The organism is Kineosporia succinea (assembly GCF_030811555.1).
Classification (GTDB): domain Bacteria; phylum Actinomycetota; class Actinomycetes; order Actinomycetales; family Kineosporiaceae; genus Kineosporia; species Kineosporia succinea.
Window position 1 is genome coordinate 7,181,705 of the sequence record NZ_JAUSQZ010000001.1, and the last position, 18,922, is coordinate 7,200,626.

Genomic DNA, 18,922 nt, shown 5'->3' on the forward strand with positions numbered 1-18,922 from the left:
GTGCGACCGTCGGCGAGCAGCCGGCCGGGCGCCCGGAGCCTTTCGGTGCTCAGGGCCAGAAGGTGTCACTGCGGATGACGACCCACCGGGCGGCCGCCGGCCAGCTCGGGAAGAGCCGGCCGGCGAGCGCTCGCCCACCGCTTTGCCAGAACGGCAAGATCCCTTGGCGACCGCGCGCGTCTGCCCTAGCGTCCGTCAGCATGAAGTCAACGACCGAAGAACCCTTCTCTCCGCGCACGGAAGCGCTGGTCTGCGAGATCGTGCTGGGAGACCGGCGTCACGGCCTGGCGCCCGCGGGGCCTGCCCCCGAAGAGGCTGGGCCCCAGGCAGATTGACGACCGCGAGCTCACCTCAGGCGGTGCGGTAGCGGGAGGCCAGCTCCGGGCTCTGGCCGTTGAAGGCCGCCTGGTCGGCCGCGAACACGGCCTCCAGCAGGCCCGCGTCCTCCACGCCGGGCGCCACGACGACCTCGCCCAGTTCCAGCCCGCGCAGGCTGGCGGTGACCACGTCCTCGGCCGTCATCCGCCGCACGGCGCTCAGGTCCAGGCCCTGTACCTCGTGGAACTCGGTGGCGACGACGCCCGGGCACAGCACCTGCACCTGCACCCCGGTTCCCTCCAGCTCGGCGCTGAGGGTCTGCGAGAAGGCGACCGCGAACGCGAGACCACCGGCGTACACGGCCCGGCGCGGCATCACCGAACTGGGCGCCGGGCCACTGAACGCGATCATGCCGGCCACATTGATGACGGCACCCTCACCCCGCGCCTGCATCCCGCCCACCACGGCGCGGGTGAGCATCGTCGGGGCCACGACCTTGACCTGGGTCAGCTCCCGGGCCTTGGCCGCGGGCAGCTCGGCCAGCGGCATGTAGTGCGCGACCCCGGCGTTGTTGACCAGCAGGTCGATCGGCTCGGCCTCGCAGATCCGGGCGACCGTGTCGATGCCCGCGTCGGTGGAGAGGTCCGCGGCGATGTCCCGGACCTGGACGTCCGGGTGTTCCCGGACGAACTCGTCGAGGCGTTCCTGACGGCGTCCCACGATGACGAGGTCGTAGCCCAGCCCGGCCAGTCTCCCGGCGAAGGCCCGGCCGATGCCCGACGTGGCCCCGGTGACGAGTGCGGTCCTGCTCATGGATCTGGTCTCCTCACGGACGGATGAGGCACCCGCGACGGGTACCCGGCCAGATTCGCCCACCGCCGGTGACCTACCCAGTGCCCTGGTCTTCCCAGGAGTGTCACACCCAGGTTCGGACGTGGCGCACCGGTGAGACCGGAGGCTCCCTGACGCCGACCTCGCTCGGCCGGGGCGGGACATACTGGTCCCGTGACGGACGAGATCGCAGCCCTGACCGCCCTGACCGAGGGCGACCCGACCACCGCCCGGACGCTGGCCTCACGGTCCGGCGGCCGGCTCGGCCGGGCCCTGGCCCGGTTCCTCGAAACCGACCATGCGGAAGGTGTTTATGCGGCTCCCGAAGCGTTCGAGGCCTTCATCGACGGCGGCGGCAACGTGCCGCTCTACGAGGCGGTGAGCCGCGAGCTCGCCGCGATCTGCGAGAAGGCCCGGGTCCAGAGCCTTCTCGACATCGGCTGCGGCAACGGCCGCGCCCTGCTGCCCGCCCTGCGCGCGTATGCGCCGGCCCGGGTGGATCTGGTCGAGCCTTCGGACGCGTTGCTCACCACCGCGGTCGGCGGCCTTCCGGAGGAGGTCACCAGCCGTACCTGGCCCACCACCGTGCAGGCCTTCCTCGAGGGCCTGCCCACCCACGAGCACTGGGACCTGGCGCAGTCCACCTTCGCGCTGCACACGCTGCCGCACGAGGAAAGGTCGCACGTGCTGGAGCTTCTGCGCCCGCACGTCGACGCGGTCGCGGTGATCGACTTCGACCTGCCCGACCACGAGCACGCCTCGCCCGAGCACCTGCGCCACCTGGCCACGACCTACGAACGAGGCCTGGCCGAGTACGACGACGACCGCGATCTGGTGGCGCAGGGCTTCCTCATGCCGGTGCTCACCGGGCAACTGCGGCCGGGTGCGCGGCGCGTCACCTGGGAGCAGAGCGGTGAGCGCTGGGCGCAGCAGTTCACCGACGCCGGGTACCGGGACGTGGACGTGCGGCCGGTGCACGACTACTGGTCGGCCCCGGCGTTCGTGCTGCGGGCGCGGAGCCGATAGTCCCTACGCAGCACCATCTTCCGCATTTCGGGCATAGATGCGCAGGGATTGTGGTTGAGTAGTGGACGGCGACGGCGCCATGTCCATGACCGACCTGCTTCCCGGTTCGTCGCCGGGCGAGAAAGGATCCTCGTGCTTCCCGCAACACCCGTCGTGTCCATCCTCACGGACACGGCGGCCGACGCCGACCCCCTCCCCACACCGTCTCCCACACAGATGTGGACCCAGGTCTCGGACGCCGCGCAGGACGGCCCCGCAGCCATCACCCACCTCCTGCTCGACGCCGGCGACTCCGTGCTCCAGATGCTTCTCAAGGCGGTCGTCGTGATCGCCGTGCTGCTGCTGGCCCGTCTGGTGCTGCACCGCCTGATCAAGGGCGTCGCCGACAAGATCGCCACCCACACGTCGTCCGGCCGCTGGGACGTGGGCCTGACCGAACGCCGCAAGCAGCGGGCCCGGGCCATCGCCTCGCTGCTGTCGCACCTCACCTCGGCCGCCCTGGCCGTGACCGGGGTCCTGCTGTTCGTGCAGGGCACGGGCCTGTCGAGGGCCGGGGTGTTCACCGCCGGGCTGCTCGGTGTGGTCGCCGCCGTGAGTTTCCGCGGTCTGGCGAACGACATCATCGCCGGGCTGTTCGTGCTCAGCGAGGACACGTACGGCATCGGCGACTACATCGACACCACCCTCGGCGCCTCCGGCACGGTCGAGGAGATCGGCCTGCGCACCACGCGGCTGCGGGGTCGTGACGGCACGATCTGGCACGTGCGGCACAGCAAGATCGACCGGCTGGGCAACCGTACCCAGGCCCAGTCGCACCTCACGCTCGACATCCGCGCCGGATTCGGCGAGGCCTCGCCCGACACCAGCGCGGCCGGCCGGCTCGCGTCGGCCGAGCGCGTGGTGCGGATGAGCCTGGACCGGCTCGACCGGGACCTGGCCTCGGCCGCGTCCCCGCTGTCGGGCGCCATGCCCGGCACCCTGGCCGAGATCCTTCCGGTGCTGGTGCCCGGCGCCCCGCAGAAGGCGCTGGCCACCCTGGCCACGGCCACCTCGGCCGCGGAACTGGTCGACACCCAGCCCCTGGCCTTCACCCCGAAGGACCTGGCCGACCTCGCGCACCTGCGTGACCTGCTCGAGGACGCGGACGTTCCGGTGCTGACCCGCAGCCACCTGGCCGGGCTGATCAACGCCGGTGACGACCACGTGGTGCTGCGGGTGACCGCCCGGGTCGCCGACACGTCCCGGCAGCAGGCGCTGGCCGTGCTGCGGCGGCGCCTCTACCTGGACCTGAACGCGGCGGGCTTCACCGCGTCGTTCACCGTCCCGGGCCCTGAGGAGCTGTAGCGGCTGCGGCGGCCCACCGTTCGAGCCCGGCCGCGTCGATCGGCAGCGCGTCCGACAGCACCTCGTGCCCGGTCGCGGTGACGAGCAGGTCGTCCTCCAGGCGCACACCGATGCCGCGCAGTTCCGGCGGCACGGTGGCGTCGTGGGCGTGGAAGTACAGGCCCGGCTCGACGGTCAGCACCATCCCCGCCTCCAGGTCGCCGTCGCGGTAGCGCTCGTCGGAGGAGGCCCCGCAGTCGTGCACGTCGAGCCCGAGGTGGTGCCCGACGCTGCAGACCATGAACCGGCGGTGCTGCTGGCCCTCGGGGGCGAGGGCCTCGTCGACCGAGACCGGCAGCAGACCCCAGTCGGACAGGCCCTGCGCCAGCACCTCCATCGACGCGAAATGCGCTTCGCTCCAGGGCAGTCCGGGACGCACCGCGGCCATGCCGGCGCGGTGCGAGGCCTCGACCAGGTCGTGCACGGCCCGCTGCTGCGGGGTGAACCCGCCCGCCACCGGGATCGTGCGGGTGACGTCGGCGGTGTACAGCGAGTTCGCCTCCACGCCCATGTCGAGCAGCAGCGCCTGGTGCGGCAGCACCGGCCCGTCGCAGCGCACCCAGTGCAGGATCGGCGCGTGCGGGCCGGAGCCCACGATCGTGGCGTAGCCCGGCCCGTTGCCGAACGTCCGCGCGTGCCGGTCGAACGTGCCCTGCAGCCAGCGCTCGCCCAGGTTCTCGGCGACCGCGCGCGGAACCTCGGCCGCCACCGCCTCGAAACCGCCCACGGTGGCGGCGATCGCCTCGCGCAGCTGCCCGATCTCCCACGCGTCCTTGATCATCCGCAGGTCGGACACGACCCGCGCGACGTCCTCGGAGGCGGCCGGGGCCACCAGGTCCACCACCGGCTCGACCGCCAGGCCGAGCGCGGACGACCAGGCGTCGAGCCCGGCCGACGGCCCCACCCACAGCTCACCGTGCGCGACGCTGGCGTAGAAGTCCTTCTCCCCCGGCCGGGCCGGCGGCGGCAGGTACAGCGTGGCGTCGTGGCCGCGCCCGGTGGGCGTCATCACGAGCACCGCGCCCTCGGCCTGGCAGCCGGTGGCCCAGACGAAGTCACTGTCGGCGCGGAACCCGTAGTCGGCGTCCCCGTTGCGGCTCTTCAGGTCGCCCGCGCGCAGCACCACGGTCTCGCCCGGCATCGCCTCGCTCAGGCGGGCCCGGTGCTCGGCGGCGGCCGCCGCGGCCTCGGGCGAGACCGGCGCCGGCACGTCGCGCGACTCCCAGCCCTGCCCGATCCACTCCTGGAATCCCGGGCTGTGCTCCGACAGACGCGGCGGCTTGGTTCCGGCCCAGGCGGGGCGCTGGCTGATGCTCACGTGCGGGTTCTCCGTCCCGAGCCGGCGGCGAGGCTCACGGCGCACGGTAGCAAGGGGCTACTGCCTCAGCTCACCACCCCGGTCCCGCACCATCTCCCGCAACCGCGAGAACGTGCGTCCACTCCCGATCCCGTCGTGCTCGAACTCGTTCGTCACCCACGCCCGGGCGTTACCCAGCCGGCTCAGCGTGTCGCGGGACAGGTCGGCGTCCACGAACACGTCGTCCGCGTAGACCGCCGCCGCCAGCGGCACCTCGTTCGCGGCCAGCCTCGGCAGGTCGTACAGCGGCGACCAGACCTCCTGCTCCGCGAGCGCGTCCATCGCCGGGGCGAACGGCCGCAGCGCGGTGATCTCCTCGAACAGCCAGGGGAAGGCCATCTCCGAGGTGAACAGCAGCGGGCGCCGGTCCTCGGCGAACTCGGGTCGCCGGTCGCGCTCGCGCTGCGCGGCCCAGCGGAACGGGCCGTTGGCGCCGTCGCCGTAGATGGTCTCCTGCAGCGTCCAGAACAGCGGGCCGCCGGCCTGCGAGGTACGCGACAGCACCGCCTCGAGGAACCCGTCGCTCAGCCGGCCGCCGGCGGCGAAGGCCTCGGAGACCAGCCAGTGCAGGCGCAGGTGGCCGGGCCCGAAACCCAGGTCGTTGCCGAGGGTCTGGAAGCGGCGCACCGAGAGCGGCGATCCGTCGGGCAGTTTCACGGTGCCGGAGGCCAGCACGTCGGCGATGGCCGCGACCGTGGCCTGGTCGTGCGGGTAGCGACGGTAGAAGTCGGCCGTCTTCGCCGCGACCCGCGAGAAGGTCCGGGAGTACACCGCCTCCGGGTCGGGCGGGGTGCCCGGGATGCCGCCGCAGACGTAGCAGGCACTGAGGGCCTCGGGGGCGGTGGACAGATAGGTGAGCGTGATCCAGCCGCCGAAGCTCTGGGCGAGGGTGGCCCACTTCCGGCCGTCGTAGTGATTGCGGCGCACGTGCTCCAGGTCGCGCACGATCGAGTCGGCGCGGAAGTTCAGCAGGAAGTCCGCGGCGGCGCGCCCGTCGGTGCCGAACCGCTCCGCCACGAAGGTGCCGTCGATCGGGGTGCTGCGCCCGGTGCCGCGCTGGTCGACGAGCACGACCCGGTAGTGCGGCAGTGCCTCGTCGAGCCAGCCGCCAGGGGTGCTCGCCCCGGCCGGGCGGGGGTTCGCGCCTCCGGGCCCGCCCTGCAGGAACGTCAGCAGGGGCAGGTCGTCGTGACGGCGGTCGGGATCGGTGAACTCCCGCACGAACACCTCGATCCGCTCACCGCCGGGTGCCGCCCAGTCGAGCGGCACGTCGGCGGTGAACTCGCGCACCCAGGCGCCCGGCAGGGGGTATTCGACCACGCTCATGGGGTGCAGCTTTTCACCCCGACGGTGGACGTGGTGGCCGGGGTGCGCTCTCGCCGGGGCGATCCCGGCGGGCGCCTCCCGGGGCCTGACCGGCCTGACCATCGTGACCGGGCCGGACCGGCGTGACCGGCCGGACCGGCGTGACCGGGCCTGACCGTCGTGACCGGCCGGACCGGCGGCGGGCGCGGCTACCCGACGGCGTAGTTCTCGATCACGTCGAGATCGTCCGGCCGCAGGCAGCGGGTGGCGTCGGGGGCGATGAGCAGCGCCCCGGCGGCCTCGAGCTCCTCGCGCACCGCGCCGGCCGGCGGGATGGCCTCGTCGTCGGTCCAGATCAGCCGCCCGCCCGCACGCACGACCGCGAGGGCGGCGTGCACCTTGAGCTCGCCGACCTGCTCGCGCGGGGTGCCGTCACCGTGCGGCAGGGCGAAGGCCGGCGGCACGCCGGGCAGGCTGAACAGGTCGTTGAGCTCGAAGGTGTGCCCGGCCCAGGTGCTGGCCCAGCGCAGCTCGACCCGCCCGGCCCGGTGCAGGGTGCGGATACGGATCATCAGGGCGGGGGCGTACCGGATGCGGTACTCGCAGCCGTTCGCCTCGAGGCTGGTGCTGCGCGGCGAGCGCCCCCAGCCGGGCCGGCTGCCGTTGATCACGCCGTCCAGGTCGAGCAGCCAGACCGGAGCGCGCATGCGGAAATACTGACATACCGCCCGGTCGGTCGACGGCATCATGTGAGAACAAGCGCACCCGGACCGTGCAACCAAAACGCTCGGTACACGACGGGTTTCCGGGGCGTCACGCTCGGCGAGCAGGGCGGCGGGCCGGTCCGTCGGCATCGTCCCCGGTCAGAGCCCTGATGCTCGCTGCGGCGGTACTGACGAGGCGCTGCCGGGGGTCGGCACCAGCGTGGTACTACGACTTTGGTCCCAGGTTCAATGGCCCGAACTTGTGTGTTTAATGTGCAAGGTGGACCCGAAGAGAACGTTAAATGGCCTTTTGAGACGGGTGACGGGATACGAGATCGCCCGCCCGGCCGGGCCCCGGGTCCCCAGCCAGGCCACGGTGAAGAAGACCGCCCCCAAGCCCTTTCCCCGGGACTTCGACGACGAGCTCCGTGACATCATCACGGCGGTGCGCCCGTTCACCACCGCCGGTAACGAGAAGCTGCACGCCCTGGTCACAGCCACCCGGTACGTGCGCGAGCGCGGCGTGGCCGGGGCGGTGGTCGAATGCGGCGTCTCGGGAAGCGGTTCGATGCAGGCCGTGGCCCGCGCCCTGATCGCCGGCGGCGAGCGCGACCGCGACCTGTACCTCTTCGATACCGCCCTCGACCAGGCCCGTGCCGACTTCGGGGCCGTCGCCTACCCGTCCGGGCACCTGCACTTCGTGCCCGGTCCGCTGGAGGAGACGGTTCCCGGGCGCGCCCCCGGGCAGATCGCGCTGCTGCGCATCGACACCGACGACTACGCACCCACCCGGCACCAGCTCGACCACCTCTACCCGCGTCTGGCTCCCGGCGGGGTGCTCGTCCTCGACGACTACGGCTGGTGGAAGGGCGCCCGCCAGGCCACCGACGACTGGCTGCGCGAGAGCGGCGCCCAGCTCGTGCTGTGGCGCGCGGGCGGCGGGCGCGTGGCGGTCAAGCCGTGACCGGGGCCCCCGGCACCACCGAGCACCCCACCCGCTTCGACTTCCCGGCCGGTCAGTACCTCGCCGTCACCGCCCGCCTGGCCCTCGACACCGGCGGCCAGACGGCCATGTTCCTGCTGCGCAGCCGCGTCTTCGCCGCGCGCGCGGGCATCGCGCCGACCCTGGTGTCGTTCGACGACCAGCCGGACTACCCGCACATCCGCCGTCAGCTGCTGGCGCGTGGTCTGGTCGCGCCCTCCACGGTGGTCGTCAACCTGCACGAGTGGCTGCGCAACGAGCCCCCCGAGCTGGCCGCCGACGACGCCGAGACACTCCCGGAGACAACCGGCTCCACCGTCCAGCACGTCCCGCACCCCGACGGCACCCGGCATCTCACCACCCACCTCGACGCCGACGGCGAACGCGTCGTCACCGACCACCTCCGCGCCGACGGCAGTGTCTACCTGCGGCAGGGCCCCGACGGGATCGTGCTGGCCGACCGCTGCAACCGCGTGCTGCGCCGCTTCCCCGGGACGGGCGCGCTGCGGCGCTGGTGGCTGCCGAAGCTGTTCGACCAGCGACGGGTCCCGGTGTTCGTGCTGTCCGACAGCCGTTTCGCGACCCGCCAGCTGCTGGGCCTGAGCGGCCACAAACGGGTGCGGCTCATCCACGTCGTGCACAACATCCACGTCCAGGAGCCCTACACCTGGGACTCCCCCGTGCACCCCACCCACCTGCCGGTGCTCGAGGCCGCCGATCGCCTGGCCGCGCTGGTGACGCTGACCGAACGCCAGCGCGACGACATCGCGGCCCGCTTCGGTCCCTCCTCCACCACGCACGTGGTGCCGAACCCGATCGACACGACCACCACGTCCCCCATCGACCCCGGGAAACCGCGCGAGCCCATGCGTTTCGTGATGGTGGGGCGGCTGGAACGGCAGAAGCGAACGATGGACGCGGTGCGCGCGTTCGCGACGGTCGTCACCCGGGAGCCGGGGGCCACCCTGGACGTCTACGGCGACGGCAGCCGTCGCGCCGAACTCGAGCAGGAGATCGAGTGCCTCGGGCTGGGCGCCGCGGTGCGGCTGCGCGGGCACGTGCCCCGGGCGAAGGACGAACTGCGCTCGGCCACCGCGATGCTGCTCACCAGCCGGTTCGAGGGGTATCCCCTGGTGGTGCTCGAGGCTCTCGACGCGGGCTGCCCGGTGATCGCCTACGACATCGCCTACGGCCCGCGCGAGCAGATCACCGACGGGGTGAGCGGATTCCTGGTACCGCCCGGGGACACCGACGCGCTCGCCGACCGGGTGGTGCGACTGGCCCGCGACCCGCAGCTGGTGGCCCGGATGAGCGAGGCCGGACGGGTGAGCGCGGCGGGCCATTCGGTGGACGCGTATCTGGAGCAATGGCAGGGCGTGCTCCGCGACGTGGTCGCCCGGCGCGTCTGAGACCGCCCCGAGGGGCGGCGGGTTCCGTCGAAAGAGGGAGTCCGCTGCTACCGAAGGGTGAAGGGGACGTCCGGGCGGGACCAGTCCGGGGACGGACGCGGCGGCGGGCCCGCGAGGACAGGCTGGTTCCGTACCGATCAACCGGACGGAAGGACGAGATCATGCTCAGCAAGCGCATTCTGGCCACCGGCACCGCCACCGCCCTGGGGGTGCTGATGTTCGCGGGCACCGCCCACGCGGCCCCCGCACCCCGCTGCGAGGGTGAGAGGGCGACGATCGTGGGCACGTCGGGCGACGACCGGCTCCGGGGCACCCAGGGGGCGGACGTGATCGTCGGGCTCGGCGGCGACGACCTGATCGAGGGGCTGGGCGGCGACGACATCATCTGCGCCGGGCCGGGCAACGACGCGATCCGGGGCGGCGCCGGCTCGGACATCATCGACGGCGGCACCGGTGACGACGTGGTCGACGCGGGCTCGGGCATCGACTTCGTGGACGGCGGCAAGGGCGAGGACCTGATCACGGCCGGGGCGGGCGCCGACTTCGTGACCGGCGGCTCCGGCGACGACAGCGTCCTCGGGGGCAAGGGCGACGACGTGATCGACGCCGGTGCCGGTGCCGACAACGTGGCCGGGGAGGACGGGGAGGACCTGATCCTCGGGGGCTCCGGCCGCGACCACCTGCTCGGGGGCAGGGGCGACGACGCGATCCTGGGCGGGGCGGGCGACGACGAGATCCTCGGCAACTCGGGCGACGACGCGCTGGCCGGTGAGGGTGGCCGCGACACCGTCACCGGTGGGCCGGGCCACGACGAGATCTACCAGGGCAACGCGCCGAAATAGGACGTTCCCGCACCGCCGGGGCGGATCGCGCACGATCACGGGCAAGAGTTTTCCCGTCCGTGATCCGGCGCGGTCCGCCCCGTCTTCATCGCTTCACCCCGGTAAATCCGGTCTTCCCGGCCGGCCCGCGCGCACGAGACCGGGCCGTGACCTGCACCGAACGGCGTCTCGGGCTCCGCAAAGCGTTGCCACGGCCGCCGACTCACGGCTACTCTGACCGTCAGGCACCTGAAACGTTTCATAAGGCACTGGACTCAAGGGAGAGTCTCCATGTACGCAGCCTCGCCCGCACGGGCCGAGCCGATCCACCGCGCCGCCCCGGACGACCCCACCGGGACGCCGACAGCGGCCACGAACTCGGCCGGGAGCGCCAGTGCCCCCACACTGATCCGGGCCCGGTCCCTACGCGGGCACCCCGCCGACCCTCCCGACCCGGCCCCTCGCTGAGCCGAACCGGCCGGACGTCCCCGCAGACGCCCGGCCCCACCGGCCCGGCACTCACCGAGACCACCGGGCCCGGCCGGCCGCCGCGCCGACGCGCTGGTGCCACCCACCGAAACCCGCTGCGGCGAGCCCCACTTCACCGAACCAGACCGCGCCGGGACCACCTCGCAGCCCCTGCCGGGGCCGGGCCCCGGGCCGGGGCCGGGCCCCGGGCCGGGGCACCCCCGTCGAACCGACCGCACCACACCCGGTCTTCCTGCACCACAGAGATTTTCCTTCGCCGTCAGGCTCAAACCGTTACCGGACAACCAGTTCGGCCGGGACGACCCGCACCACCGCATTCCGTCGGCACCACCGCCCCACCCGCCGAACGACATAAAGCGTTGCTTGACAGCGCACATCGGCAACTCTACGTTCTCCACTTGAATCCTTTCAACGAGGCAAGGTGCTTCAATGGTCAGCCCATCTCCCGCTGCTCTGCAGTTAACGGGCGTGTCGAAGTCCTTCGGCCCGGTCACCGCCCTGCGGTCCGGCAGCCTGGAGGTCGAGGCCGGTTCCATCCACGCGCTGGTCGGTGAAAACGGCGCCGGCAAGTCCACTCTCGTCAAGATCGTGGCGGGTGTGCACCGCCGCGACGGCGGCACCTTCACGCTCGAGGGGCAGGACGTCGACTTCGGTTCCACCGCCGAGTCGAAGGCCGCCGGCGTCGCCGTCATCTACCAGGAACCCACGCTGTTCCCCGACCTGTCGGTCACCGAGAACATCTTCATGGGCCGCCAGATACTGAAGAGCGCGCGGCGCATCGACAAGGCCGCGATGTACGCCGAGGCCGAGCGGCTGTTCCAGGGCCTGGGCGTGCACATCGACCCGCGGCGCCCGGCGCTGGGCCTGTCGATCGCCGACCAGCAGATCATCGAGATCGCCAAGGCCATCTCGCTCGACGCCAAGGTGCTGATCATGGACGAGCCGACCGCGGCGCTGTCCGGCGTCGAGGTCGAGCGGCTGTTCACCGTGGCCCGGCGGCTGCGCGACGAGGGCCGCGCCCTGGTCTTCATCTCGCACCGCTTCGACGAGGTGTTCGAGCTGTGCGACACCGTCACCGTGATGCGCGACGGCTCGTACATCGGCACGCGGCCCATCGCCGGCACGTCGGTGCCGGAGATCGTCAACCTCATGGTCGGCCGCGAGGTCGGCGAGCTCTTCCCCAAGCAGGCGGCCGAGATCGGTGACGTCGTGCTGAAGGTCGAGGGCCTGCAGTCGGCCGGTGTCTTCCACGACGTGTCGTTCAGCGTGCGCCGCGGCGAGATCGTCGGCCTGGCCGGGCTGGTCGGGGCCGGGCGCAGCGAGATCGCCCGCGCCGTCTTCGGGGTCGACCGCTACGACGCCGGGTCGGTGACCATGAACGGCCGGGCCGTGGCCGCCCGCAGCCCCCGCGCCGCGATCGCCGCCGGCATGGCCTTCATCCCCGAGGACCGGCGCAAGCAGGGCCTGGTCACCGAGGCCTCGGTCGCCGAGAACATCGCCGGCGTCATCCGCCGCAACCTGGCCCGGGGCGGTCTGCTCACCCGCGGCCAGGAGAACAAGGCGGTGGCCCCCTGGGCCGCCCGCCTCGAGGTCAAGACCAGCGCCCTCGACGCCCCCGCCAAGACCATGAGCGGAGGCAACCAGCAGAAGGTCGTCATCGCCAAGTGGCTGGCCACGCAGCCCGACCTGCTGATCATCGACGAGCCCACCCGCGGCATCGACGTCGGCACCAAGTCCGAGGTGCACCGCCTGCTCTCGGAACTGGCCGGGCAGGGCATGGCGATCCTGATGATCTCGTCCGAACTGCCCGAGGTGCTCGGCATGGCCGACCGGGTGCTGGTCGTCAGCGAGGGCCGGCTCACCGCCGACCTCTCACGCGAGCAGGCCACCCCGGAGAGCGTCATGCACGCCGCCACCGCCAGCCAGGAGATGGCCCGATGACCCCCACCGACACCCAGACCGAGCTCCTCGTCGAACCCAGCGCCCTTCCCACCCGCACGCGCCTGGTCAAGGAGCTCCTGCGCTCGCGCGAGCTGTCCGTCGGGATCGTGCTCCTGCTCGTCGTGATCGCCGCGGCGGTCAAGAGCCCGGACTTCGTGTTCGGCAGCGACGGCTGGCGCGACCTGCTGCTCAACCCGTCGATCCTGCTGCTGCTCGCGGCCGGTCAGACGGTCGTGATCGTCACCCGCAACGTCGATCTGTCGGTCGGCTCGATCCTGGGCCTGACCGCGTGGCTGACCGGCGAGGTGTTCATCTCGAACCCCGGTATGCCGCCGGTGTTCGCGTTCCTCATCGGCACCGCCGCCGGCGCCGGGCTCGGCCTGATCAACGGCGTCGTCGTGGCCTTCGGCAAGGTGCCCGCCCTGGTCATCACCCTGGGCACGCAGTACATCTTCCGCGGCGTCGTGATCACCTGGGCCGGCTCGGGCCTGATCAGCGCCGGGCAGCTGCCCAAGGGCTTCCTCGAGCTCGGCACGAAACAGGTCCTCACCTTCCCGGTCCTGTTCCTCGTCGCCATCGTGATCGTGGGCGCCGTCGGCTACTACCTCACCACCGCCCGCTCGGGCCGCGAGCTCTACGCCGTCGGTTCCGACCCGGAGGCAGCCGTGCTCTACGGCCTCCCGGTGACCCGCCGCGTCGTCGGGGCGTTCGTGCTCAGCGGCGCGCTGGCCGGTCTGGCCGGTGTCCTGTTCGCCGCCCGCTACGGCACGGTCAACTCCAGCGCCGGCACCGGCATCGAGTTCCAGGCCGTGGCCGCCGCGGTCGTCGGTGGCGTCGCGATCTTCGGTGGCTCGGGCACGGTCTGGGGCGCCGCGATCGGCGCCGGGCTGCTCGTCACCATCAACAGCGCGCTGCCGATGGTCGGCATCTCCGAGTTCTGGCAGCAGGCCCTGGTCGGTGCCCTGATCATCGCCGCGATCGTGCTGGACCGGGTGCTCGCCGCCCGCCAGGCGCGCAAACTCATCGAAGCAAGGGATGCAGCATGAGCACCTCACCGTCGGAGAGGACCTACGCCCCCTACGCCCAGCCCCTGTGGCGGCGGCTCCTGGTCAGCCGCGAGGCGAGCGTCATCGCGCTGCTGCTCATCGTCTGGATGTACGGCTACGGCAACGTCCCGTACTTCGGTGACACGCTGACCCTGACCTACATCCTCGTCGACATGACGACGGTGCTCCTCATCGCCCTGCCCATGACCCTCGTGATCGTGACCGGCGAGATCGACCTGTCCGTCGCGTCCGTCGTCGGGCTCTCGAGTGCCGTCCTGGGCCTCGGCGTGCAGCACGGCCTCGGGATGCCTCTGTCCACCCTGCTGGCCCTGCTCGTCGGCGTGGTCTGCGGCGTCGTCAACGGCATTCTCGTCGCCTACGTGGAACTTCCGAGTCTCGCCGTCACGATCGGCACCCTCGCCCTGTACCGTGGTGTGGCGGTCGGGCTCCTGGGCACCACCGCGGTCACCGACTTCCCCAGCAGCTGGACCGACCAGACCGCCAAGGTCATCGGCGCCACCGGCATCCCCACCTTCATGATCGTGTTCGCCGTGCTGGCGGCACTCTTCATCGCCCTGCTGCACTTCTCCCCGTTCGGGCGGGGCATCTACGACATCGGCCTGAGCACCGAGGCGGCCGAGTTCAGCGGTGTGAACGTGCAGCGCACGAAGCTGATCCTGTTCGTGCTCACGGGCACCGTGTCGGCCCTGGCCGGCATCTTCTACACCCTGCGGTTCGGCAGTGCCCGCGGCGACAACGCCACGGGCCTGGAGCTCCAGGTGATCGCGGCCGTCCTGCTCGGCGGCGTGTCGATCTTCGGCGGCCGGGGCAAGCTCCCCGGCGTCATCGCCGGTGTGCTGCTCATCGGTGCCCTCTCCAGCGCCCTGCGTCTGGAGGGCGTCACCGTGAACGTCATCAACATCATCATCGGACTGCTGCTCGTGCTGTCCGTGCTCTCCACCAGTCTCCTGGCGTGGGTCTCCGACGTTTCCGCCAGGCGCAACCGGGCCAAGCGCCCCTCGCAGACGCCCTCCAGCGTCGGTTCACAGTGAAGTGAAAGGACAATCTGTCATGCGGACCCTCACCCGACGCAGCACCGTTCTCGGAGTGGCCACCCTCTCCCTGGCGCTGGCCCTGACCGGCTGCAGCAAGGCCGACACCGGCTCCTCGTCCGACGGCGAGACCGGTTCGGCCGCCAAGGAACTCAACGTCGTCTTCATCCCGAAGAACCTCGGCAACCCGTACTTCGACGCCAGCGACAAGGGTGGCAAGGCGGCGGTCGAGGCCCTGGGCGGCACGTTCTCCGAGGTCGGCCCGCAGGAGGCCAGCCCCGACGCGCAGGTGCAGTACATCAACACCGCGGCCCAGCAGCACGCGTCGGCCATCGTCATCTCGGCCAACGACCCCAAGGCCGTCGGCTCGGCGCTCACGCAGGCCAAGCAGGGCGGCACCAAGGTCGTCACGTTCGACTCCGACACCGAGGCGCAGTACCGCGACCTGTTCATCAACCAGGCCTCCCCCGAGGGCATCGCCAAGGCCCAGGTCGACGGCATCGCCAAGCAGATCGGTGACTCCGGCGAGATCGCGATCCTCTCGGCCGCCGCCAACGCCACCAACCAGAACGCCTGGATCGAGCTCATGAAGACCGAGCTCAAGGACAGCCACCCGAACATCAAGCTCGTCGACACCGTCTACGGCAACGACGACGACCAGACCTCGTTCGACAAGACCGCCGCCCTGCTGCAGACCCACCCGAACCTGAAGGGCATCATCAGCCCCACCACGGTCGGTATCGCCGCCGCGGCCCGCTACCTGTCCACCTCGAAGAGCAAGGGCAAGGTCGCGCTGACCGGCCTGGGCACCCCCAACCAGATGCGCTCCTTCGTGGAGGACGGCACGGTCACCGAGTTCTACCTGTGGAACCCGAGCGACCTGGGCACCCTCGCCGCCTACGCCGCGGCCGCCCTGGCCGACGGCACCATCACCGGCAAGGAGGGTGACAAGTTCACCGCCGGTGACCTCGGTGAGTACACCGTCGGCGCCGACAACACCGTCCTCCTGGGCGACCCCACCGGGTTCAACAAGGACAACATCGGCGACTTCGACTTCTGATCGATCACTGCTCGAGGACGTGGTGGCCGGGCCGAGAGGGCCCGGCCACCACGTTTTTCGTGTGGTCAGGGCTACTGCGCGAAGAACTCCCGCTCCAGCTGGGCCGAGCGCTCGAACGCCCGCCACATCGACTCCCGTACCACCGGGGTCGCCGCGCCCGCCGCGCGGTCGGTGATGCGCCGCGCGGCCGCCGCGGACTCGTGGAACACCGGGTCCGCGTACATCGTGATCCAGTCGGCGTAAGGGTTCCCGGCCGGGTCCAGCCTCGCCCCGATGTCCGCGTACATCCAGTAGCACGGCAGCACAGCGGCCACACCGTGCTCGTAGCCCTGATCGACCGCGCTCCGAAGATGGTCGAGATAGCGTTCGGTCACCGGGCTCTTCGCCGGCCGTGGCTCGGTGAGCCAGGTCCGGTGCAGCGCGGTCTCGGTGGTCAGGCAGGCGAGGGCCGCCGTGGTCCAGAAGGCCCGCTCCACCGGCTCTCGCGCCATCTGCGCGAGGCGGCTCAGCACGCTCGCGTAGCCTTCCAGATAGTGGACGTCCTGTGCGAGATACGCTGCGAAGCGGGCTTTGTCGAGACTTCCGTCGGCGAGACCGGTGAGGAACGGGTCGCGGTCGGTGGCCTCACGCAGTTCCGCGATGCGGGCCCACCACTCGGCGCTCGCACTGGTGATCAGGCCGCCGCGCTGCCACAGGCCGGCGAAGTGGCTCACCGGCCCGTGTCCCTGCCCGACCTCGAGTTCCTCACCGTGACGCAGGCTTTCGGTCAGCCACTGCCGGGACCGGTCGATGCTCGTGAACCAGTCGCCGGTGGCGGTCTGCCAGGTCGCGACGGCCGACGACAGCGAGCAGCCGGTGCCGTGCGTGGCGCGGGTCGCGATCCGGGGTGACTCCAGGGGCCGCACCGAATCGAACGCGTCGGCCTCGACCAGGGCGTCACACACCACGTCACCCGGCAGATGGCCACCCTTGGCCAGCACCCGGACACCCCAGCGACGGGACACCTCGAGGGACTGGGCGACCACGTCGTCCCACATCGTCGCCTCTGACCGGCCCGACAGCACCGCGAGTTCGGGAACATTGGGCGTGACCAGGCCCGCCAGCGGCAGGATCTCGCGCAGTGCCTCCTCGGCCTCGCAGCTCAGCAGGCGGTCTCCGCTGGTGGCGACCATGACCGGGTCGATCACCACGATCGGCGGACGCGTGGCCCGCAGCCAGTCGCCGACCGTGGCGATCACCTCCGGATCACCCAGCATGCCGATCTTGACGGCGTCGATCGCGACGTCGTCACTGACGGAATCCAGCTGCTCCCGCAGGAATTCGGCCGGTGGCGTGTGCACCGACCGGACGCCCCGGGTGTTCTGGGCCACGAGCGCGGTGACGACGGCCATGCCGTACCCGCCGTTGGCGGCGATGCTCTTGAGGTCGGCCTGGATGCCCGCTCCCCCGGTCGGATCGGTGCCGGCGATCGACAGGACGCGGGGAGTCTTCGTGTTCATGCGCCGCCGGTCCAGGCGCGGCGGTACTCGGCGGCGGCGCGGGCCGGATCGGGTGCGGCGCAGATGCCACTGACCACCGCGATCCCGGCCAGGGCACTGCCGCGCAGGCCGTGGGCGTCGTCGACCTTGACGCCACCGATCGCGACGGCCGGGAGGGCGGAGAGCTGGGCGCGGGCGCGCATGCCGTCGATGCCGAGCGGGGGCGGGGCATCCGGCTTGGTGTCGGTGGCCCGCAGCACGCCGATACCGATGTAGTCGACGTGCGCCGAACTCGTCGCCGCTGCCGCGATCTGGTCGGGATGCGCCGCGCTGAGGCCGAGAACGGCGTCGGGGCCGATGATCCGGCGTGTCGTCTCCACGGGCAGGTCGCGCTGACCCAGATGAACGCCGGACACCCGGGCCCCGAGCTCCCGGGCGGCCAGGTAGACGTCGACGCGGTCGTTGACGAGAAGCGTGACGTGATGCGGGATCACGTCGGCGATCTCGAGCACCGTGCGCAGGAAGACCGCCGCGGGCTCGTGCTTCTCACGCACCTGCACGGCGGTGACGCCACCCTCGGTCGCGGCCCGCACGAGCTCCGGCAGCGGGAGCCCGGCGCGAGAGGCCGCGACCGCGTCGGTGACGAGGTAGAGGCTGAGGTCGAGGGCGCTCACAGCGTCGCCATCCCGGATCGGGTGACGTTCGTGCGGTCTGGGCGCACGGATCTCACCCGACGACGGCGGCTCACCGGACCCGCGCCCGGCGCTCGACGTCGTCGCCGGTGATCGAGTACAGCGCGTCGATCAGCTCGACCGCGAAAGAGCCGGGCCCCTGGGCCTTCGCGGCGGCCTGCTCGGCCGCGATCGTGTAGACGAGCACGGCCGCGGTGGTGGCCGCCAGACGATCCTGCTCGACGGCCGCGAACGCCGCCATCACGGCCCCGAGCGCGCACCCGCCGCCGGTCACCCGGGTCAGCAGCTCGTGCCCGTTCGCGACGCGCACGGTTCGGGTTCCGTCGGTGATCAGGTCGACCGGACCGGAGATCGCGACCACACCGCCTGTCTTGCGGGCGGTTTCGACCGCGACCACCGACGCGGCGTCCACCGACGAGACCGCGTCCACGCCGCGTCCACCATTGCCCGCACCGGCCAGCGCGAGAATCTCGGAGGCGTTGCCCCGCACGATACTCGGCCCCAGATCACGCAACTGGTGAGCGAGGGCCGTGCGCACCGGCAGCGCCCCGATCGCGACCGGGTCGAGCACCCACGGCGTGCCGTGATCGGCCGCGGCCCGCGCCGCGACCTCCATGGCGGCACGCCGCTCGGCGTGCGGAGTGCCCAGATTGATCAGCAACCCACCCGCCACCGACGCGAAACCCCCTGACTCCTCGGGAATGTCCACCATCGCCGGGGACGCGCCCAGGGCCAGGAGGACGTTCGCGGTGAAGTTCACGACGACGTCGTTGGTGATGCAGTGGACCAGCGGCGACTCACGCCTGACCCAGGTCAGGAGCTCGGCGGCCGATTGCGCGGCAGTCTTCTCGGGTACGGCGAAGCCCGTCATCCGAAGACATCCCTTCGTCAGTGCTAACTGAATCAGGTTCGACGGGTGTGATCTCAGCCCCCGTTCGGTGGGGGCACCCCGTGTCTCTTCCGCCCCGACCCTGCCACTTCCGCCGTCACAGTGCAAGAGTCCTGGTGGTCGGGAATGCGCCGTCGGG

Annotated in this window: 17 protein-coding genes and 1 riboswitch; of the genes, 10 read left to right on the forward strand and 7 right to left on the reverse strand. The window is 71.7% G+C overall.

Annotation, left to right across the window (positions count from 1 at the left end; translation table 11 throughout):
• Window positions 1-351: 351 nt before the first annotated feature.
• Complete coding sequence (locus J2S57_RS31735) at window positions 352-1,131, reverse strand: SDR family NAD(P)-dependent oxidoreductase (protein WP_307249679.1); 780 nt, start codon at window positions 1,129-1,131, stop codon at window positions 352-354.
• A 192-nt stretch (window positions 1,132-1,323) separates the two neighbouring features.
• Between J2S57_RS31735 and J2S57_RS31740 the strand changes: the two genes are divergently transcribed.
• Window positions 1,324-2,175, forward strand: a complete 852-nt coding sequence (locus J2S57_RS31740; protein WP_307249680.1) for a class I SAM-dependent methyltransferase — start codon at window positions 1,324-1,326, stop codon at window positions 2,173-2,175.
• A gap of 132 nt (window positions 2,176-2,307) precedes the next feature.
• Window positions 2,308-3,519 carry a mechanosensitive ion channel family protein gene (locus J2S57_RS31745; RefSeq protein WP_307249681.1) on the forward strand — a complete coding sequence of 404 codons (1,212 nt, stop codon included), beginning with the start codon at window positions 2,308-2,310 and terminating at the stop codon, window positions 3,517-3,519.
• Here J2S57_RS31745 and J2S57_RS31750 read toward each other — a convergent pair.
• The 3 genes from J2S57_RS31750 to J2S57_RS31760 form a co-directional block, all read right to left on the reverse strand.
• Window positions 3,491-4,876: an aminopeptidase P family protein gene (locus J2S57_RS31750; RefSeq protein ID WP_307249682.1), complete on the reverse strand. Its 1,386-nt coding sequence runs from the start codon at window positions 4,874-4,876 to the stop codon at window positions 3,491-3,493. The genes J2S57_RS31745 and J2S57_RS31750 overlap by 29 nt on opposite strands.
• Window positions 4,877-4,933: 57 nt before the next feature.
• Window positions 4,934-6,241: an alpha/beta fold hydrolase gene (locus J2S57_RS31755; RefSeq protein WP_307249683.1), complete on the reverse strand. Its 1,308-nt coding sequence runs from the start codon at window positions 6,239-6,241 to the stop codon at window positions 4,934-4,936.
• A gap of 188 nt (window positions 6,242-6,429) precedes the next feature.
• Window positions 6,430-6,927, reverse strand: coding sequence for an HAD domain-containing protein (locus J2S57_RS31760; protein ID WP_307249684.1), 498 nt, complete (start codon window positions 6,925-6,927; stop codon window positions 6,430-6,432).
• A 316-nt stretch (window positions 6,928-7,243) separates the two neighbouring features.
• Between J2S57_RS31760 and J2S57_RS31765 the strand changes: the two genes are divergently transcribed.
• From J2S57_RS31765 to rhaS, 8 genes are all read left to right on the forward strand, one after another.
• A complete protein-coding gene (locus J2S57_RS31765) occupies window positions 7,244-7,888 on the forward strand; it encodes a TylF/MycF/NovP-related O-methyltransferase (RefSeq protein WP_307249685.1) in 645 nt (214 codons plus the stop codon).
• Window positions 7,885-9,315, forward strand: a complete 1,431-nt coding sequence (locus J2S57_RS31770; RefSeq protein ID WP_307249686.1) for a glycosyltransferase — start codon at window positions 7,885-7,887, stop codon at window positions 9,313-9,315. The genes J2S57_RS31765 and J2S57_RS31770 overlap by 4 nt, the downstream gene beginning before the upstream one ends.
• 161 nt (window positions 9,316-9,476) lie before the next feature.
• Entirely contained in the window at window positions 9,477-10,157 is a 681-nt protein-coding gene (locus J2S57_RS31775) for a calcium-binding protein (protein ID WP_307249687.1), read from the forward strand.
• Window positions 10,158-10,427: 270 nt separating this feature from the next.
• Window positions 10,428-10,604, forward strand: coding sequence for a hypothetical protein (locus tag J2S57_RS31780; RefSeq protein ID WP_307249688.1), 177 nt, complete (start codon window positions 10,428-10,430; stop codon window positions 10,602-10,604).
• 450 nt (window positions 10,605-11,054) lie between these two features.
• Window positions 11,055-12,566 (forward strand): sugar ABC transporter ATP-binding protein, encoded by a 1,512-nt coding sequence (locus tag J2S57_RS31785; RefSeq protein ID WP_370882521.1) that lies wholly within the window; start codon window positions 11,055-11,057, stop codon window positions 12,564-12,566.
• Window positions 12,563-13,612 (forward strand): ABC transporter permease, encoded by a 1,050-nt coding sequence (locus J2S57_RS31790; RefSeq protein ID WP_307249690.1) that lies wholly within the window; start codon window positions 12,563-12,565, stop codon window positions 13,610-13,612. The genes J2S57_RS31785 and J2S57_RS31790 overlap by 4 nt, the downstream gene beginning before the upstream one ends.
• On the forward strand, window positions 13,609-14,664 hold the full coding sequence (locus J2S57_RS31795; RefSeq protein ID WP_307249691.1) for an ABC transporter permease: 1,056 nt from the start codon (window positions 13,609-13,611) through the stop codon (window positions 14,662-14,664). Before J2S57_RS31790 ends, J2S57_RS31795 begins: the two co-directional genes overlap by 4 nt.
• 19 nt (window positions 14,665-14,683) lie before the next feature.
• Window positions 14,684-15,724 (forward strand): rhamnose ABC transporter substrate-binding protein, encoded by a 1,041-nt coding sequence (gene rhaS / locus J2S57_RS31800; protein WP_307249692.1) that lies wholly within the window; start codon window positions 14,684-14,686, stop codon window positions 15,722-15,724.
• A 71-nt stretch (window positions 15,725-15,795) separates the two neighbouring features.
• On the opposite strand, the gene thiD is transcribed toward rhaS, so the two are convergent.
• From thiD to thiM, 3 genes are all read right to left on the reverse strand, one after another.
• Complete coding sequence (gene thiD, locus J2S57_RS31805) at window positions 15,796-17,223, reverse strand: bifunctional hydroxymethylpyrimidine kinase/phosphomethylpyrimidine kinase (RefSeq protein WP_307249693.1); 1,428 nt, start codon at window positions 17,221-17,223, stop codon at window positions 15,796-15,798.
• Window positions 17,220-17,876 carry a thiamine phosphate synthase gene (gene thiE, locus J2S57_RS31810; protein ID WP_307249694.1) on the reverse strand — a complete coding sequence of 219 codons (657 nt, stop codon included), beginning with the start codon at window positions 17,874-17,876 and terminating at the stop codon, window positions 17,220-17,222. Before thiE ends, thiD begins: the two co-directional genes overlap by 4 nt.
• Window positions 17,877-17,946: 70 nt before the next feature.
• Window positions 17,947-18,765 (reverse strand): hydroxyethylthiazole kinase, encoded by an 819-nt coding sequence (thiM, locus tag J2S57_RS31815; protein ID WP_307249695.1) that lies wholly within the window; start codon window positions 18,763-18,765, stop codon window positions 17,947-17,949.
• Window positions 18,758-18,856, reverse strand: a riboswitch (TPP riboswitch). Its footprint overlaps the gene before it by 8 nt.
• Window positions 18,857-18,922: the final 66 nt, after the last annotated feature.

Bases quoted from the DNA above. Each gene is read 5' to 3' on its own strand.
- J2S57_RS31735 (WP_307249679.1), bottom strand. From the start codon at position 1,131: ATGAGCAGGACCGCACTCGTCACCGGGGCCACGTCGGGCATCGGCCGG.
- J2S57_RS31755 (WP_307249683.1), bottom strand. From the start codon at position 6,241: ATGAGCGTGGTCGAATACCCCCTGCCGGGCGCCTGGGTGCGCGAGTTC.
- J2S57_RS31760 (WP_307249684.1), bottom strand. From the start codon at position 6,927: ATGCGCGCTCCGGTCTGGCTGCTCGACCTGGACGGCGTGATCAACGGC.
- J2S57_RS31775 (WP_307249687.1), top strand. From the start codon at position 9,477: ATGCTCAGCAAGCGCATTCTGGCCACCGGCACCGCCACCGCCCTGGGG.
- J2S57_RS31780 (WP_307249688.1), top strand. From the start codon at position 10,428: ATGTACGCAGCCTCGCCCGCACGGGCCGAGCCGATCCACCGCGCCGCC.
- J2S57_RS31785 (WP_370882521.1), top strand. From the start codon at position 11,055: ATGGTCAGCCCATCTCCCGCTGCTCTGCAGTTAACGGGCGTGTCGAAG.
- J2S57_RS31790 (WP_307249690.1), top strand. From the start codon at position 12,563: ATGACCCCCACCGACACCCAGACCGAGCTCCTCGTCGAACCCAGCGCC.
- J2S57_RS31795 (WP_307249691.1), top strand. From the start codon at position 13,609: ATGAGCACCTCACCGTCGGAGAGGACCTACGCCCCCTACGCCCAGCCC.
- rhaS (WP_307249692.1), top strand. From the start codon at position 14,684: ATGCGGACCCTCACCCGACGCAGCACCGTTCTCGGAGTGGCCACCCTC.
- thiD (WP_307249693.1), bottom strand. From the start codon at position 17,223: ATGAACACGAAGACTCCCCGCGTCCTGTCGATCGCCGGCACCGATCCG.
- thiM (WP_307249695.1), bottom strand. From the start codon at position 18,765: ATGACGGGCTTCGCCGTACCCGAGAAGACTGCCGCGCAATCGGCCGCC.